Source organism: Pseudomonas sp. WS 5412 (assembly GCF_012985615.1).
GTDB classification, from domain to species: domain Bacteria; phylum Pseudomonadota; class Gammaproteobacteria; order Pseudomonadales; family Pseudomonadaceae; genus Aquipseudomonas; species Aquipseudomonas shahriarae.
In genome coordinates this window covers 331,148-347,469 of record NZ_JAARMB010000003.1, presented here as the reverse complement: position 1 = coordinate 347,469, position 16,322 = coordinate 331,148, and the positions used below count along the sequence as shown (strand labels likewise).

The window sequence follows — 16,322 nt, the reverse complement described above, 5'->3', positions numbered from 1 at the left end:
GTATGTGGGGGTGTTGCAGAAGCTAATGCAGTGGTTGTGCCAAGTCGTGCAACGCCGGGTTTACTGGGGTTTTAGTGGATGCTGCAAGGTCTTTACGCACCATTTGAAGGCGGGATGCCCACAACTGGCGCACCTGCCTCCTATAGGGATAACAGATACAGCAACAGCAGATTGATCAGCAACGACACCAACGCCAGGGTTTGCCAGACCTTCAGCGGCTCGCGCTCCAGCAGTGGTCGCGGGCGCAGGCTCAGTTCGCGGCGGTCGGCCTGTTCCAGCACCAGCAGCCATTCCTCGGCGGTTTCGTAACGTTGGGCCGCTTGTGCCGCCACCGAGCGTTCCAGGCTCTGCTGCAACCAGTCGGGCAGGTCGGGTCGATAACGGCTGGCACTGACTGGTGTGTTGAAGCGGGGGCGCTGGAACGCTTCGATTTCACCGTAGGGATAATGCCCGGTCAGCAGGTAATACAGGCTCACGCCGACGCTGTACAAATCCTGCTGCGGTGTCGGACGTTCGCCGCTGAAGGCTTCGGGCGCGATAAAGCTGGGGGTGCCCGGCAACAGGTGAGCGCGGTCTTCGGATAACCCGGGGCAATAGGCCAGGCCAAAATCCAGCACCCGCAGCTCGCCGTCCTCCCCCAGCAGCAGGTTTTCCGGCTTGATGTCACGGTGCAGGATTTGCCGGCGATGCAGCATGCCCACCGCCCGCAGCAAGCGCTCGGCGATGGACTGCCATTGCGCCAGCGGCAAGGGGCCTTGCTGCTGGAACAGTTCGGCCAGGGTCTGCCCGCTGTATTCACGCATCACATAGTACAAATGCTGACGCCCGCTGCCCGGATGGACTTCAGGAAATGCCCGTCCCGCCACCCGGCGCAAAAACCATTCTTCCGCGAGCAGGGCCTGGGCCGCATCGTTGTCATCGTCGCGACCCGGGGCCAGGGTTTTCAGCAGCCAGGCTTGCTGCTGGGTATCACGTACCCGATACAGCAACGACTGCCGACTGTGCGCCAGCACGCACTCCACCTGCCAGCCTTCAAAGGCTTGCCCGGCCTTCAACGGCGGCGGCAGTGGCCACTGCTGCAACTGCACCAGCGCATCACCCAGGGTCGCGGCGCCAAGCTGGTCGATGCGCACCAGCAGGGCGCTGGCATTGTCCTGGCTACCCGCCAGGTGCGCCGCATTGACCAGGGTGTTCACGGCCAGATCCAGGTCGGCCTGTTCGCGCAGGATCGCGCGGATGCTGTGATCGGCCAGGGTCGCCCATACCCCATCGCTGAGCAGCAGGAAGCACTCGCCCTGGCGCAGTTCACCGTCGAGAAAATCCACCACCAGATGCTGGTCCAGGCCCAGGGCGCGCTTGAGCACATGTTGCATGCCCGGTTGCTCCCAGACATGTTCTTCAGTGATGCGCTGCAACTCGCCCGCGAACCAGCGATACACCCGGCAGTCACCGACATGGGCCAAGGTAAAACGCTGGCCGCGAAACACCAGGGCGCTGAGGGTGGTCAGCAACGGCTGGCCGCCGCCATTGGCCTGCAGCCAGCGATTTTGCGCGAGCAACAGGCGATCCAGGGCCTGGGCCACGCCCCAGGTTTGCGGCGTGGCGTAGTAGTCCAGGGCCAGGGCCTGCAAGGTCGAGCGCGCGGCCAGGCCGCCATCGGCGCATTGACTGACACCATCGGCGATGGCACACAGATAGCCCTTGCTCGCGGCCAGCTCCGGGGCCGGGGTGACCAGGCGCAGGGCGTCCTGGTTTTCCGCGCGCGGCCCAATGGCGCTGGCCTGGGCCACGCTCAGTTGCAGGCTCATCAGACCCGCGCTGCGGTGACGGCAGCCGAACCCCAGGTGGTCCTCCAACGCCGCTTCACGCCATACAGGCCGAACCACGCCAGCACGCCCAGGCTGGCGAACAGCCACAACGCCAACTGATAGCTGCCGGTGCTTTGCTTGATTGCGCCCATACCCGCCGCCAGGGCGAAACCGCCGATACCGCCGGCCATGCCGATCAACCCGGTCATCACGCCGATCTCCCGGCGAAAGCGCTGGGGCACCAACTGGAAGACCGCACCGTTACCGGCCCCCAGGCCAAGCATGGTGCATACGAATAGGGCCAGTGCAGCGTAGGAGCTCGGTAGGTTGAAGCCCACTGCCGCGATGCACACCACCGCTACGCCGTACATACCCAGCAGGGTGCGGATCCCACCGAACCGGTCGGCCAGGGCACCGCCCAGGGGCCGCATCAGGCTGCCGCCGAACACACAGGCGGCGGTGTAGTAGCCGGCAGTGACCGGGCTCAAGCCATATTGGTCGTTGAAGTAGCCGGGCAGGGCGCTGGCCAGGCCGATAAAGCCACCGAAGGTCACGCTGTAGAAGAACATGAACCACCAACTGTCGCGGTCGCCCAGGGCCTTGAAGTAGTCGGCCATGGATTTGGCTTTCGGTCGCTCAGGGGCATTACGCGCCAGCCAGGCGAACACGATCAAGGTCAGGACCAGCGGGATCAAGGCAAAGCCAAACACGTTGCTCCAACCAAAGGCGGCGGCGATCAGCGGCGCCAGCAGTGCGGCGAACACCGTGCCGGAATTGCCCGCCCCGGCGATGCCCATGGCCTTGCCCTGGTGTTCGGCGGGGTACCACTGGGAGGCCAACGGCAGGGCCACGGCAAACGAGGCCCCGGCCATGCCGAGAAACAGCCCCAGCAGCAGCGCCTGTTCATAGCTATGGATCCCCAGTTTCCAGGCACAGAACAGTGCCACAATCACGATCACCTGGCCGATCAGGCCGGCGGTCTTGGGCGACAACTTGTCTGCCAGCATGCCCATCAAGAAGCGCAGGATCGCGCCCGCCAGGATCGGTGTGGCAACCATCAGCCCGCGTTGCTGGGTGGTCAGTTGCAGGTCGGCGGCGATCTGCACCGCCAGCGGGCCCAATAGATACCAGACCATGAAACTCAGGTCGAAATACAGGAACGCGGCAAACAAGGTCGGGGTGTGCCCGGATTTCCAGAAGCTTGATTTCATCACGCACCTCAGATTGGGGATCTTGTAGAAGGCCTGGTGATGGAACGGCCAGCGAAGGCCGCCCCACCCAAACGAAAAAACGCCGCCACCGGGTTCGCCTGGGCAAACCGGATGTGCGACGTCTTTGTCGTGGAGGGGCAACCGCCGTTGGTTACCTGGGATGTTTGGTTTGCAAGTCTTGCGCCAATCGGGACACTGCCATCGCGGCAAGCCCGTTTCCACAGTGGGCGAGGGTAGTTGTGTGTCTCAGCCTAACAATTCACTCATGGCAATAATCTGCTCGGCCACCTGGATCAACTTCTGCTGGCGGCTCATGGCTTGGCGGCGCATCAGGGTGTAGGCCTGTTCTTCATTGCAGTCCTTCATTTTCATCAGCAAACCCTTGGCCAGCTCGATGCGCTTGCGTTCCGCCAGTTGCTGGTCGCGGGCCTGCAGCTGCGCACGCAGGGCCTGATCGCTCTCGAAGCGTGCCATGGCCACATCGAGGATCGGCTGCAGGCGCTGGGCCTGGATGCCTTCGACGATGTAGGCACTGACCCCGGACTTGATTGCCTGGCGCATCACGTCGGGGTCATGTTCGTCGGTAAACATCACGATGGGGCGGGGCTGGTCACGGCTGACCAGCACCACTTGCTCCATCACATCGCGGCCGGGTGACTCGGTATCGATCAGAATCACATCCGGGCGCACCGTTTCGACGCGCGCCGGCAGGTCGATGGTCAGGCCGGACTCGTCGATCACCTCAAAACCGGCCTCGGTCAGTGCACTTTTAAGGCGCCCGACTTTGCGTGGGGTGTCATTGATCAGCAGGATTCGCAACACGGGTGGCCTCCCATCAGCGCAAGGCGTGGCGGACGACATCGTCGGCCCGGGCATGCAGGCGGAAGCTACGGGCGTAGGCAGCCGGATCCGAGCCATCCCAGACCTTGCCGTCGATCAATTGGCTGCTGCGCATGTCCGCGCCCCAGGCTGCCACACCCACTGCCGTTGCGGCCTGGCGATAAAGGTCCAGTTGCTGCACCTGCCGGGCAACGGCGAGGTAGTCAGGGTCGTCACGCAGCAGGCCCCAGCGGCGGAACTGGGTCATGAACCACATGCCGTCGGACAGGTACGGCAGGTTGACCTCGCCACCGCCATGGAAGCGCAGCGCGTGCACGTCTTGCCAGTGGTTGCCCAGGCCATCGTCATAAGCCCCGAGCAGGCGCGGTTCGATGCAGTCGAGTGGGGCGTCCAGATATTCCCTGGCGCTGAGCAGTTGCGCGGTGGAGCGGCGGTTCTCCAGGCTGTCGTCGATAAAACGGCTGGCCTCCAGGATCGCCATTACCAGCACGCGGGCGGTGTTGGGGTATTGCTCGACAAACGCCTGGGTGCAGCCCAGGACTTTTTCCGGGTGATCCGGCCAGATCGCCTGGCTGGTGGCCAGGGTAAAGCCCTGGTTCTGCTGCACCGCGCTGGCGCACCAGGGTTCGCCCACACACAGGCCGTCAATCCGCCCGGCCTGCAAGTGCGCGACCATCTGCGGCGGCGGCACCACCACACTCTCGACATCGCGCAGCGGATGAATGCCTTGGCTGGCCAGCCAGTAATACAACCACATGGCGTGGGTGCCGGTGGGAAACGTCTGGGCGAAGGTGAGTTTTGTCCGGCTTTGGTGCACCTTGCGCGCCAGTGCCTCAGGACTGGTCACGCCCTGGTGCTGCAGGCCCTGGGACAAGTTGATGCCCTGGCCGTTCTGGTTCAGGCCCATCAGCACCGCCATGTCGGTTGGCGCCACGCCGCCGATGCCCAGGTGCACCGCATAAATCAAGCCATACAGGCTGTGGGCGGCGTCCAGTTCGCCGCTGACCAGCTTGTCGCGCAGGCCGGCCCAGGATGACTGGCGCTTGAGGTTCAGCGTCAGCCCGTACGGCTGGGCAAACCCCTGGGTCGCCGCGACCACCAGCGAGGCGCAATCGCTCAAGGCCATGAAGCCCAGGTCGAGGCTGCTCTTTTCCGGGGCATCGCTGCCGTTGACCCAGGCCAGGGGGTTATTGGCCTGGCTGTTGCCCACCTGATCACTCATCAACACCTACCTTCTGTGTGAAAAAAGGCGTCGTTCCGTAGGGCGGCTTGCAAGCCTCCTGCAGGTAACGACGCCTTTGTCCTTGAGCCCGTTCCGTCGTTGGCGCGGGCCGCGATACACAAGACAAAGCAAGGCACATGCCACGGCGCAGGGCGAGCCGTGGTTGATCAGGTTTTCATCAAGATTGCATTGCGCGGGCCTTTCACTATGGCGCTCCTTCGGGCAACACCCTTCAGGAAACCCCGCGTGCTTCTTGATCAATCTATCGCAGCGACCTGCACTGCCTTTTTGCAGCGCTGGCTGCTGGGCGGGCTGTTGATGCTCGCTGCCCTGCCAGCCATGGGCGCGACCTACCTGGCGTTGGATGAAAGCCTTTCGGGCTTCTTCACCCGGCTTGCGGTGCCCTTGGGGCAGCCCATCGTGGTCAGCAAGCGGGCGGCGGGCAAGCGCATCACCGGGCAATTTGATTTTGCCGACGCGCAAGCGGTCCTCGAGACGGTGGCGTTGCAGCACGAATTGATCTGGTACAGCGACGGCCAGGTGCTACATCTCTACGACGCCAGCGAGGCCAAGAGTTCCGGGGTGATTCTGCGGCACATGAGCGTCGACAGATTGCGTGTGGTCATGCGGCGCGCGGGGCTCGACGAGGCGCGCTACCCGCTGCGCAAGGCCGGTGCGCGATTGTTTTATGTGTCCGGGCCCGCCAATTATGTCGATCACGTATTGCGCCTGGCCCAACTGATGGACCGCCAACGCCCGGCACGGCGCCAGGCGTTGCCGGAAGTCGGTGTCGTGCAGGTGCTGAATCATGACGTGGCAGACCACCAGTACGACATGGGGCTGCAAAAAATCACCGTGCCCGGCATGGCAACGCTGGTCGAGCGTCGGCTTGCCGAGCTTGGGCGCAAGGCCGGCACTGGCGCAGCGGTAATCGCCTACCCACAGGTCAACAGCCTGTTGATCAAGGGAAGCGCGCAGCAGTTGCGGTTTATCAAAGAACTGGTGGCTGAATTGGATATACCCACGGCTCCCGTGATGGGTTCTGTTTCGACCCCCCTGAGCTCTGATCAATACGAGCGCGTCCGGCGTGCATTTGCTCGTATCGCCGAGCAATGAAAGCAGGCATTACCCATGACGAACGGGGGCTGTTGACCTCGAAAGTTCCTACGAAACACTCCCGGAAAACTTCGAAGCACAGGGTTTTTTCCTAACGTGCAATTGGCTGCGGGTTTCTATAGTCGCGATATCTCCAGGCGGTGCGATATCAATATTCAAGGCGCCGCGTATGTCAGACAGGAACAGAGGTTTGCATGGTTGCTGCAGTTGAGGGCTTGGTCAGGGGCTCCCTCGCCTTTGGTCATTGGAAGTTGCAGGGTGATGGCCGGCTGACCGCCGAAGGTCGCGACATTCAGTTACCCCCCAAGGAATGTCATGTGTTGCGCTTGTTGCTGGCCACGCCCGGCGTATTGGTGACCAAGGACTACCTGCTGGAGCAGGTCTGGCCCCATATCGACATCGCCGAAGAGTCCCTGACCCGTTGTATCTACTCATTGCGCAAGCAATTGGAGGGCGATAGGCGGTTGATCGCGACAGTGTATGGCCGCGGTTATCGCTTCAATGGCCGGGTAAGGGTGCTCGAGCGGCATGGCCAGGCAGCGCAAGGTGCGGGTGCTCCACGGCGTGCTTGCCCGGCCTGTGGCTGGTGCGCCGAAGCGGCTGTCGAGCAGGCATGAAACGAGCCTGCAGGCTGGGGCTGCTGTTACTTATCCTGGGCAAGGCGAGTGAGGCCGGGGCTTATTGTTGGGCCGAGGCCGCCCGCCAATACGATATCGAGCCGGAGTTACTGCAAGCCATTGCCGCCGTGGAGTCGGGCTATCGCGCCGAGGCCATGAACTACAGCAATAACAATGGCAGCCGTGACATCGGCCTGATGCAGATCAACAGCATTCATCTGCCGCGCCTGCTCAAGCAGGGGATTACCGAGCAGCGTCTGTTGGATGAGCCGTGCCTGTCGGTGGAGGTGGGGGCGTCGATTCTGGCCGACTTCATCAAGCAGTTTGGTTACAACTGGACCGCCGTGGGCGCCTACAACGTCGGGCCAGGGGCAGGGGGCGAGCGTGATGCGCTGCGCCTGCGTTATGCGCAGAAGATCTGGGCGCGCTACGAAGAGTTGATGCAGCATCGAAGCGGATGATCGACCGGCGGTGTGCCATGCCTCGCACGTACCCGCCACCCCGGCTATAATCGCCGCCACCTTTCGCCGCCATCCGAGTCAAGCCCGCCCATGTATACCCTGGCCCGCCAGCTGTTGTTCAAACTCTCCCCGGAAACTTCCCACGATCTGTCCCTGGACCTGATCGGCGCGGGTGGCCGCCTGGGGCTCAATGGCCTGGTGTGCAAGGCGCCGGCAAAGATGCCGGTCTCGGTGATGGGGCTCGATTTCCCCAACCCGGTGGGCCTGGCAGCTGGCCTGGACAAGAACGGCGCTGCCATCGACGGCTTTGCGCAGTTGGGTTTCGGTTTTGTCGAGATCGGCACCGTCACGCCGCGCCCGCAGCCGGGCAATCCCAAGCCGCGCATTTTCCGCCTGCCGGAGGCCGAGGCGATCATCAATCGCATGGGTTTCAACAACCTGGGCGTCGATCACCTGCTAGCGCGGGTCCAGGCCGCCAAGTACAAGGGCATTCTCGGGATCAATATCGGCAAGAACTTCGACACCCCGGTGGAACGTGCGGTAGATGACTACCTGCTCTGCCTGGACAAGGTCTACGCCCATGCCAGCTATGTGACCGTCAACGTCAGCTCGCCCAACACCCCGGGCCTGCGCAGCCTGCAGTTTGGCGACTCGCTCAAGCAACTGCTCGAAGCCCTGCGCCAGCGCCAGGAAGACCTGGCGGTACGCCATGGCAAGCGCGTGCCCTTGGCGATCAAGATCGCCCCGGACATGAACGACGAAGAAACCGTGCTGGTGGCCCAGGCCCTGGTGGATGCGGGGATGGATGCGGTGATTGCCACCAACACCACCCTCAGCCGTGCCGGCGTTGAAGGCCTGGCTTTCGGTGACGAGGCGGGTGGGCTTTCCGGCGCGCCGGTGCGTGACCAGAGCACCCATATCGTCAAGGTGCTGGCGGCCGAGTTGGCCGGGCGTTTGCCGATCATCGCCGTGGGCGGTATCACCGAAGGCAAGCACGCCGCCGAGAAAATCGCCGCGGGTGCCAGCCTGGTGCAGTTGTATTCCGGGTTTATCTACAAGGGCCCAGCGTTGATTCGCCAATCGGTGGACGCCATTGCGGCGAGCGGGCTTGCCCCACGTGGGACTGCAAAGCAGCCCTGAAGCTGCTGCGCAGGGGTTTCAAGCCCATAAAAAAGGGCTCCTCGAAGGAGCCCCTGGGCCGAAGCCCGCCGCCCGGATGGGGCGTGCGTGGTTAAGTTGTTACATTCTTCAAGGTGGTTGTCGGAATTAAGTGCCCTGATTAGCCGACGGCGTGAAGTTCGTTGAGTCTGTGGATCCCCGCAGTGCCGGTCATACCGTCCCAGTTGTCGCCGCGTCCTTCGCGCCAGCCGTTAATCCAGGCTTGGCGTACTGACGGTAGAGTAAATGGGCAAAGCTCACGGGATTTGCCATGAACGCCATACTGATATCCGCGTAAAAATGCTCTTTCCAACGGATCACGCTTAAGTCTTCTCATAGGGTGTTTCCCTCACTTGTTGACTGTCTTGATATCCTTCGGCCTCGTCCGAGGCCGGGCAGAGTTTTTCTGCCGTTGGTGTGGCTCGCTGCCGGCGTGGCGAGCCTCTGTGTCAGCGTCGTTGTGGCGCTAACCTGTGTTGAGTTCTAACCAATAGGTCACATGGTTTCAATGATCGTTTTGTCATAAGCACGTAACGATAACGATGCTATAGCCATAAGCTGGGATGGCTTTTCGCCCCATTTATTGGGCAAAGCCAGCTATGATGTGCCCTGTATAGAGGATGGGTTTAATCCTTTAGTGAGAATACCCGCCGCTTGCAGTCGGTTATTATTCGACGAAGGGTCAGAATATTTCCTTTTGTTGCACAAATTATCTCTCTGCCCCGGCAATCAAGGCCCTGCAGGTCTGGACACCGGGGTGGAACGGCACACATTCGTGCCACGCGAGCGCTCTTCAAGAAAAGCGCTTGATTGAAAACCGAACGCGCGATGCGTCGCCCGTTCACTTATTGCTGAAAAGCCTGGAATCCCCATGTCGGACCGTTACGAACTCTTCCTCACTTGCCCCAAGGGCCTCGAAGGCCTGCTGATCGAGGAAGCCGTCGGGCTTGGCCTTGAAGACGCCCGCGAGCACACCTCGGCTGTGCGCGGCATGGCCGACATGGAAACCGCCTACCGCCTGTGCCTCTGGTCGCGTCTGGCCAACCGTGTACTGCTGGTGCTCAAGCGCTTCCCGATGAAGGATGCCGAAGACCTGTACCACGGGGTGCTGGATATCGAATGGCAAGACCATATGGTCCCAGACGGCACCCTGGCGGTGGAGTTCAGCGGCCACGGTTCGGGCATCGACAACACCCACTTCGGCGCGCTGAAGGTCAAGGATGCGATTGTCGACAAGCTGCGCACCCCGACCGGCGAACGCCCGTCCATCGACAAGATCAACCCCGACCTGCGCATTCACCTGCGCCTGGACCGTGGCGAAGCGATCCTCTCCCTCGACTTGTCCGGCCACAGCCTGCACCAGCGCGGTTACCGCCTGCAGCAGGGCGCGGCACCGTTGAAGGAAAACCTCGCGGCGGCAATTTTGATTCGTGCCGGCTGGCCGCGCATTGCTGCTGAAAACGGCGCGTTGACTGACCCGATGTGCGGCGTCGGTACCTTCCTGGTGGAAGGCGCGATGATCGCCGCCGACATGGCCCCCAACCTTAATCGCGAGCAGTGGGGCTTCACCGCCTGGCTCGGCCACGTGCCGGCCCTGTGGAAAAAACTCCACACCGAGGCCAGCGAGCGTGCAGCCATCGGTATGAACAAGCCGCCACTGTGGATCCGCGGTTACGAAGCCGATCCGCGTCTGATCCAGCCTGCGCGCAACAACATCGAGCGGGCCGGCCTGAGCCACTGGATCAAGATTTACCAAGGCGAAGTTGGCACCTTCGAGCCGCGTCCGGACCAGAACCAGAAAGGCCTGGTGATCTGCAACCCGCCGTATGGCGAGCGCCTGGGTGACGAAGCCAGCCTGTTGTACCTCTACCAGAATCTCGGTGAGCGTCTGCGCCAGGCGTGTATGGGCTGGGAGGCGGCGGTGTTCACCGGTGCCCCGGACCTGGGCAAGCGCATGGGCATTCGTAGCCACAAGCAGTATTCGTTCTGGAACGGCGCGTTGCCGTGCAAGCTGCTGCTGATCAAGGTCAACCCGGACCAGTTCGTCACCGGCGAGCGCCGCACCCCGGAGCAGCGCCAGGCCGAACGTGAGCAGGCCGCCTACGACCAGGCCCCGACCGAGCCGCAAGAGCGCCAGTACAACAAGAACGGTAACCCGATCAAACCTGCGCCTGCACCGGCGCCAGTGGTTGAGCAGGCGCGCTTGAGCGAAGGCGGGCAGATGTTTGCCAACCGCCTGCAAAAGAACCTCAAGCTGCTGGGCAAGTGGGCCAAGCGCGAGGGTGTCGATTGCTACCGCGTGTACGATGCCGATATGCCGGAATACTCCATGGCCATCGACCTGTACCACGATTGGGTGCACGTCCAGGAATACGTGGCACCGAAGTCCATCGACCCGGAAAAAGCCTCGGCGCGCATGTTCGATGCCCTGGCCGCGATTCCCCAGGCGCTGAACATCGACAAGAGCCGTGTGGTGGTCAAGCGCCGCGAGCGTCAGAGCGGCACCAAGCAGTACGAGCGCCAGAGCGCCCAGGGCAAGTTCACCGAAGTCAGCGAAGGCGGGGTGAAGCTGCTGGTCAACCTCACTGACTACCTGGACACCGGTCTGTTTCTCGACCACCGCCCGATGCGCATGCGCATCCAGAAGGAAGCTGCCGGCAAGCGCTTCCTCAACCTGTATTGCTACACCGCCACCGCCAGCGTGCACGCGGCCAAGGGCGGCGCGCGCAGCACCACCAGCGTCGACCTGTCGAAAACCTATCTGGACTGGGCGCGCCGCAACCTGTCCCTCAATGGCTTCTCCGACAAGAACCGCCTGGAGCAGGGCGATGTGATGGCGTGGCTGGAAGCCAGCCGTGATGAGTTCGACCTGATCTTCATCGACCCGCCGACCTTCTCCAACTCAAAGCGCATGGAAGGTGTGTTCGACGTCCAGCGTGACCACGTGCAATTGCTCGACCTGGCCATGGCCCGCCTGGCGCCGGGCGGGGTGCTGTATTTCTCCAACAACTTCCGCAAGTTCCAGTTGGAAGACAACCTGGGCGAGCGCTATGCCGTCGAGGAAATCAGCGATAAAACCATTGATCCGGATTTTGCCCGTAACCCGAAAATCCATCGTGCCTGGAAAATCACCGCACGCTGATCGACCTTGAAGCCGCAAGCCTGGATTTTTCCGGGCTCGCGGCTTTTTTACGCTGGTCAAAAGAGGGCTCGATGGCTATAACTAACCTCTTAGCCGAAGTAGCGCTCCTGCACGCTGGTGTTTCGAGTTTTGCCTATGCCGTTGCAAGCCGTCCGCCCGAAAATACTGGGATTTATCAGCGAGCAGGCATCCGCTTGGCTGGTGGCATTGGTGGTCTTGCTGGTGGGGGTGGCGCTCACCGCTGTGCTGGCGCTGACCACGGCCGATCGGCATCACCAGCAGGTCCGCCAGCGTTTCCAGTTATTGGTCAACGAGCGCTATAGCCGCCTGGAAGAGCGTTTCGAAGACCAGGAGCAGCGCCTGGGCAGCCTGCAGCGTTTTTTCGTCAACTCCCATGATGTTTCCCGCGAAGATTTCGATGGGTTCGCCCAGCCGTTGCTGTTGCGCGCCCGTGCCTATGCCTGGGCGCCTCGGGTAGCGCGTGATGAGCGCCGGGCGTTCGAACAACAGGTATCACGCCAGCGTGGCGCGCCTTTCTCCATTCGTGAGTTGAATGAAGCCGGGGCGCTGGTACCGGCGCAGGAGCGTGACGAGTACGTGCCGGTGTTGTACAGCCAGACCCAGAGCATCCTCGGCTCGCCCTTGGGGTTTGACCTGCTGGCCCAGCCGTTGCGCCGTTCGACGATCGAGCGGGCGTACCGTTCCGCAACCATTGCCGTATCCCAACCGATGTCGCTGGTGGGGGTGGAGTCGGCGTATACCATGGGCGTGTTGCTGGTAGCACCGGTCACTCGGCCGCCCACCGCGCAAATGCCCTACAACGAACCCTACGGTTTCGTCATGGCGGTGATCAGCATGCGCCAATTGGTAGCCGACGGTTTGCCCAAGCCCGCGCGGGATAACCTGGTGATGCAGATTGTCGACACCTCCGATACTCAACAGCAGCTGCTGTATGAATCGGACAATCCCGTGGGCGATAGCAGCCTGGAGTCGATCCGCCGGCTGACCCTGGGCGATCATGTCTACGCCTTGAGCCTGCGTCCCAGCCAGGTGTTTGTGCAGGCCAATCACTCTTCGACGAGCAGTATCCTGGCCATGGGCAGCTTGCTCAGCCTATTGCTCAGTGCCTTGCTCTACGTGCTGGTCAGCCAGCGGCAGCGGGCGCTGAGGCTGGTGCAGCAGCGTACGGGGCAATTGCACCAGCGCGAGTATGAGTTGCGTGGTGCCCATGGCCAGTTGCGCAGCGTGCTCAACGCCGCGACCCAGGTGGCGATCATTGCTACGGACTTGCGGGGCGTGATCAGCACGTTCAATGCCGGCGCCGAGAAGATGCTGGGTTATCAGGCCGACCAGGTGCTCGGTCACATGACCCTCGAAAGCCTGCACCTGGCGCCCGAACTGGAAGCCCGTGCGGTGCAGTTGAGCCTGGCGCTGGGCAAACGGATCATGCCCGGCCAGGCGATGCTGGTGGAGGGCAGTGACAGCCTGCATGAGGCCCGGGAGTGGACGTTGGTGCGCCAGGACGGCAGCCAGTTGACCGTGAATATGCTGGCCACGGCATTGCTTGACGAGCATGGCTTGTGGATCGGGCACCTGGCGATCTGCCTGGATGTCACCGAGCAGAAACGCGCGTATGAGGCCCTGGCGGCGCGGGATCGGTTGCTGAAAAAACTCAGTGCCCATGTGCCGGGCGGGATCTTCCAGTTCACCCTCGAACCCAATGACAACTGGCGGTTTATCTACGCCAGCGATGGTATTCGCGATATCTACGAAATCGACCCGGGGTTGCTGCAACAGGATGCCAAGCAAGTCTTCGAGCGTATTCATCCCCAGGACGCAGAGCGCATCCGCGCCTCTATCCGCCTGTCCGCGCTGCAGTTGAGTCAATGGCGCGAGGAATATCGGGTGCAACTGCCGGGCCGGGGCCTGCGTTGGATTCGTGGCGAGGCGACGCCGGAAGAATTACCCGGTGGCGGTACGCTATGGCATGGCTATGTGTCGGATATCTCCGATCTCAAGCGGGTGGAAGAAGAGTTGCGGGCGCTGTCCATCACCGACTCGTTGACGGGTATCCATAACCGTCGCTACTTCCAGGATCGGCTGAGGGCCGAGATGAGTCGGGTGCGGCGTACGTCGGGGTCGCTGGCGGTGATCATGCTGGATATTGATCACTTCAAGCGCATCAATGACCAGCATGGGCACGCGGCGGGGGATGGTGTGCTGCAGGAGTTGTGCCGGCGTATCAGCCTGCGCCTGCGCCGCAGCGATGTGTTCTGCCGCCTCGGCGGCGAGGAGTTCATGGTGCTGTGTCCCAATACCGATGGTGTCCAGGCCTACAGCCTGGCCGTTGAGTTGTGGGAAGTGCTGCGCAGTACGCCAATGGACGGCGTCGGCACGGTGACGGCGAGTTTTGGCGTAGCCAGTTGGCGGGTCGATGAGGGCGTGGATGGCTTGTTGCTGCGCGCGGATTCGGCGGTGTATGCGGCCAAGCAGGCGGGCAGGGATCGGGTCGAGGCGCAGCGGTTGCCTGTCTGAGCACCGTATCCCTAATGAGGGAGCGGGCTTGCTCGCGATGACGGTGTATCAGTCGCCAGATGTATTGACTGACACACCGTCATCGCGAGCAAGCCCGCTCCCACATTTAGTTCGCGGTGGTTGCAAAAGGTTGGTAAGCCAACCGCTCTATAGGCCCGGCGCAGCCGCCGCCAGCTTCGGCTGGCGATACAGATCCAGCAGCACCTGGTCCAGCACCGACGATGCACCCCACGGCTTTGGATCGTTGAGAATCGCCACCACCGCCCAGGTATTGCCATTGTTGTCACGGCTGAAGCCGGCAATCGCACGTACTGTGTTCAGGGTGCCGGTCTTGACGTGGGCTTCGCCGCGCAGGGCTGTGGTTTTCAGGCGCTTGCGCATGGTGCCGTCACTGCCGGCAATCGGCATCGAGCTGATGAACTCGGCCGCATACGGGCTTCTCCAGGCGGCCTGCAGCATGGTCGCCATTTCTCGGGCGCTAACCCGTTCGGCACGGGACAGGCCGGAACCGTTTTCCATCACCAGGTGCGGAGCCGTGATGCCTTTTTTCGCCAGCCACTGGCGGACCACGCGCTGTGCTGCCCTGGCGTCATCGCCGTCGGCATCAGTGCGGTATTGCGCGCCGAGGCTGAGGAACAGCTGCTGGGCCATGGTGTTGTTACTGTATTTATTGATGTCGCGGATGATCTCGGCCAGGTCCGGGGAGAACGCCCGGGCCAGGACCTTGGCGGTTTTCGGCACCGGGGCCAGTACGTCGCGGCCCTGGATCGTGCCGCCCAACTCTTTCCAGATCGCGCGCACGGCGCCGGCGGTGTAGGTGGCATGGTCGAGCAGCGACAGATACGTCTGCGAGCTGCAGCCATCGCCCAACTGGCCGCTGACGGTCACGGTGACACTGCCGTCGGCGGCGGTGACCGGGTTGTAGCGCACATCACCGGTGCACTGCTTGGCGTTGCTGGCCTTGACCTGATTGTCGATCTGGATGCTGGCAATCGGCGGTTCCACCGAGACCAACACCTTTCCCGAATCATTGCGGGTCACAAAGCGCAGGGCCTTGAGGTTGACCAGCAGGGCGTCCGGCTTGACCAGGAACGGCTTGTTGGCATCGTTGCCGTCGTCGTTGAACTCCGGCAGTTGGGGCTGGATAAAGAAGCCGCGGTCCAGCACCAGGTCGCCGGTGACTTGCTGTACGCCATTGGCGCGCAGGTCGCGCATCAGCAGCCAGAGCTTTTCCATGTTCAGCTTGGGATCGCCGCCGCCCTTGAGGTACAGGTTGCCCCGCAGGACGCCGCCACTGAGGGTGCCGTCGGTGTAGAACTCGGTTTTCCACTGATGGTTGGGGCCGAGCATTTCCAGGGCTGCGTAGGTGGTGACCAGTTTCATGGTCGACGCCGGGTTGACCGACACGTCAGCGTTGAACACCGTGGCGCTGCCGGGGCCATTGAGCGGAATCATTACCAGGGACAGGGCATCGTTCTGCAGTTTGGCTTTCTTCAGGGCTTCCTGGACTTTGGGTGGCAGGGTGGTATTGATCGGGGCGGCGGTGACTGAGAGCGCCAGGGGCAAAAGGAAACTGGCGAGTAATAATGGACGCAAGGATTTGATCATAAGAAGTAAGACCCTACTGCAGAGGAGGGTGAATATAGCGGGGGCTATGTAAGAAAATCCCCCAGTGGTCATGAAAGTGTCGGCATTATGCCCCAAGGTGGGGCTACTTGTGCCTCAACCATAGCTGCAAATGATGGATTTTTTTCGCGCTATCGTGCCACCCGTCTTGGATTGCCGGGCAATTCGCGCCTTAAACTGGTAGAGTGCCGGCCGTTAATACTTAAGAGGATTGTTCCAATGGCGACTAACCGTTCCCGGCGTCTGCGCAAAAAACTGTGCGTTGATGAATTTCAAGAGCTGGGTTTCGAACTGAACCTGGACTTCAAAGAAGGTTTGGACGATGAGGCGGTTGACGCTTTCCTCGAAGCATTCCTGACTGAAGCGATGGACGGCAATGGCCTGGACTACGTGGGCGGCGATGACTTCGGTCTGGTCTGCAAAGCCACCCGTGGTTCGGTCAACGAAGAACAGCGTGCAGCGGTTGAAGCGTGGCTCAAGGCTCGCCCAGAGCTGACCCGCGTTGAAGTCAGCGAACTGCTGGACGCCTGGCATCCAGAGACACCGGTTAACCCGGCTGTCTGATGTCATGAAAAAGCGACCCGCC

13 protein-coding genes are annotated in these 16,322 nt (G+C 62.0%); 7 read left to right on the top strand and 6 right to left on the bottom strand.

Annotated elements, in window-relative coordinates:
* Window positions 1-140 precede the first annotated feature (140 nt).
* From HBR94_RS06600 to HBR94_RS06585, 4 genes are all read right to left on the bottom strand, one after another.
* Entirely contained in the window at window positions 141-1,808 is a 1,668-nt protein-coding gene (locus tag HBR94_RS06600; protein WP_170044412.1) for a bifunctional protein-serine/threonine kinase/phosphatase, read from the bottom strand.
* Complete coding sequence (locus HBR94_RS06595) at window positions 1,808-3,019, bottom strand: nitrate/nitrite transporter (RefSeq protein ID WP_057960340.1); 1,212 nt, start codon at window positions 3,017-3,019, stop codon at window positions 1,808-1,810. Before HBR94_RS06595 ends, HBR94_RS06600 begins: the two co-directional genes overlap by 1 nt.
* 246 nt (window positions 3,020-3,265) lie before the next feature.
* The gene (locus HBR94_RS06590; RefSeq protein ID WP_170044411.1) at window positions 3,266-3,841 is read right to left on the bottom strand and encodes an ANTAR domain-containing protein; all 576 of its coding nucleotides are present in this window, start codon (window positions 3,839-3,841) and stop codon (window positions 3,266-3,268) included.
* A 13-nt stretch (window positions 3,842-3,854) separates the two neighbouring features.
* Entirely contained in the window at window positions 3,855-5,081 is a 1,227-nt protein-coding gene (locus HBR94_RS06585; protein WP_170044410.1) for a CmpA/NrtA family ABC transporter substrate-binding protein, read from the bottom strand.
* Between the two features lie 246 nt (window positions 5,082-5,327).
* Here HBR94_RS06585 and HBR94_RS28940 point away from each other — a divergent pair, with 246 nt between their 5' ends.
* From HBR94_RS28940 to HBR94_RS06565, 4 genes are all read left to right on the top strand, one after another.
* Window positions 5,328-6,197 carry a secretin N-terminal domain-containing protein gene (locus HBR94_RS28940; protein WP_262152992.1) on the top strand — a complete coding sequence of 290 codons (870 nt, stop codon included), beginning with the start codon at window positions 5,328-5,330 and terminating at the stop codon, window positions 6,195-6,197.
* Between the two features lie 194 nt (window positions 6,198-6,391).
* Complete coding sequence (locus HBR94_RS06575) at window positions 6,392-6,814, top strand: winged helix-turn-helix domain-containing protein (protein WP_170044408.1); 423 nt, start codon at window positions 6,392-6,394, stop codon at window positions 6,812-6,814.
* Entirely contained in the window at window positions 6,811-7,275 is a 465-nt protein-coding gene (locus HBR94_RS06570; protein ID WP_170044407.1) for a transglycosylase SLT domain-containing protein, read from the top strand. Before HBR94_RS06575 ends, HBR94_RS06570 begins: the two co-directional genes overlap by 4 nt.
* 90 nt (window positions 7,276-7,365) lie before the next feature.
* A complete protein-coding gene (locus HBR94_RS06565) occupies window positions 7,366-8,415 on the top strand; it encodes a quinone-dependent dihydroorotate dehydrogenase (protein ID WP_057960337.1) in 1,050 nt (349 codons plus the stop codon).
* Between the two features lie 139 nt (window positions 8,416-8,554).
* Here the strand turns inward: HBR94_RS06565 and HBR94_RS06560 are convergent, their stop codons facing one another.
* A complete protein-coding gene (locus HBR94_RS06560; protein ID WP_002553055.1) occupies window positions 8,555-8,770 on the bottom strand; it encodes a ribosome modulation factor in 216 nt (71 codons plus the stop codon).
* Window positions 8,771-9,304: 534 nt separating this feature from the next.
* On the opposite strand from HBR94_RS06560, the gene rlmKL reads away from it, so the two are divergent.
* Window positions 9,305-11,575, top strand: a complete 2,271-nt coding sequence (rlmKL, locus tag HBR94_RS06555; protein ID WP_057439518.1) for a bifunctional 23S rRNA (guanine(2069)-N(7))-methyltransferase RlmK/23S rRNA (guanine(2445)-N(2))-methyltransferase RlmL — start codon at window positions 9,305-9,307, stop codon at window positions 11,573-11,575.
* 135 nt (window positions 11,576-11,710) lie between these two features.
* A complete protein-coding gene (locus HBR94_RS06550; RefSeq protein ID WP_170044406.1) occupies window positions 11,711-14,110 on the top strand; it encodes a GGDEF domain-containing protein in 2,400 nt (799 codons plus the stop codon).
* A 147-nt stretch (window positions 14,111-14,257) separates the two neighbouring features.
* Here the strand turns inward: HBR94_RS06550 and dacB are convergent, their stop codons facing one another.
* On the bottom strand, window positions 14,258-15,718 hold the full coding sequence (gene dacB, locus HBR94_RS06545; RefSeq protein ID WP_115128706.1) for a D-alanyl-D-alanine carboxypeptidase/D-alanyl-D-alanine-endopeptidase: 1,461 nt from the start codon (window positions 15,716-15,718) through the stop codon (window positions 14,258-14,260).
* 237 nt (window positions 15,719-15,955) lie between these two features.
* On the opposite strand from dacB, the gene HBR94_RS06540 reads away from it, so the two are divergent.
* A complete protein-coding gene (locus HBR94_RS06540; protein ID WP_057444922.1) occupies window positions 15,956-16,300 on the top strand; it encodes a YggL family protein in 345 nt (114 codons plus the stop codon).
* The last annotated feature ends 22 nt before the right edge of the window (window positions 16,301-16,322 follow it).

Coding starts and splice junctions, on each gene's coding strand:
- HBR94_RS06565 (WP_057960337.1), top strand. CDS start 7,366: ATGTATACCCTGGCCCGCCAGCTGTTGTTCAAACTCTCCCCGGAAACT.
- HBR94_RS06600 (WP_170044412.1), bottom strand. CDS start 1,808: ATGAGCCTGCAACTGAGCGTGGCCCAGGCCAGCGCCATTGGGCCGCGC.
- HBR94_RS06575 (WP_170044408.1), top strand. CDS start 6,392: ATGGTTGCTGCAGTTGAGGGCTTGGTCAGGGGCTCCCTCGCCTTTGGT.
- HBR94_RS06540 (WP_057444922.1), top strand. CDS start 15,956: ATGGCGACTAACCGTTCCCGGCGTCTGCGCAAAAAACTGTGCGTTGAT.
- rlmKL (WP_057439518.1), top strand. CDS start 9,305: ATGTCGGACCGTTACGAACTCTTCCTCACTTGCCCCAAGGGCCTCGAA.
- HBR94_RS06585 (WP_170044410.1), bottom strand. CDS start 5,081: ATGAGTGATCAGGTGGGCAACAGCCAGGCCAATAACCCCCTGGCCTGG.
- dacB (WP_115128706.1), bottom strand. CDS start 15,718: ATGATCAAATCCTTGCGTCCATTATTACTCGCCAGTTTCCTTTTGCCC.
- HBR94_RS06595 (WP_057960340.1), bottom strand. CDS start 3,019: ATGAAATCAAGCTTCTGGAAATCCGGGCACACCCCGACCTTGTTTGCC.
- HBR94_RS06550 (WP_170044406.1), top strand. CDS start 11,711: ATGCCGTTGCAAGCCGTCCGCCCGAAAATACTGGGATTTATCAGCGAG.
- HBR94_RS06560 (WP_002553055.1), bottom strand. CDS start 8,770: ATGAGAAGACTTAAGCGTGATCCGTTGGAAAGAGCATTTTTACGCGGA.
- HBR94_RS06570 (WP_170044407.1), top strand. CDS start 6,811: ATGAAACGAGCCTGCAGGCTGGGGCTGCTGTTACTTATCCTGGGCAAG.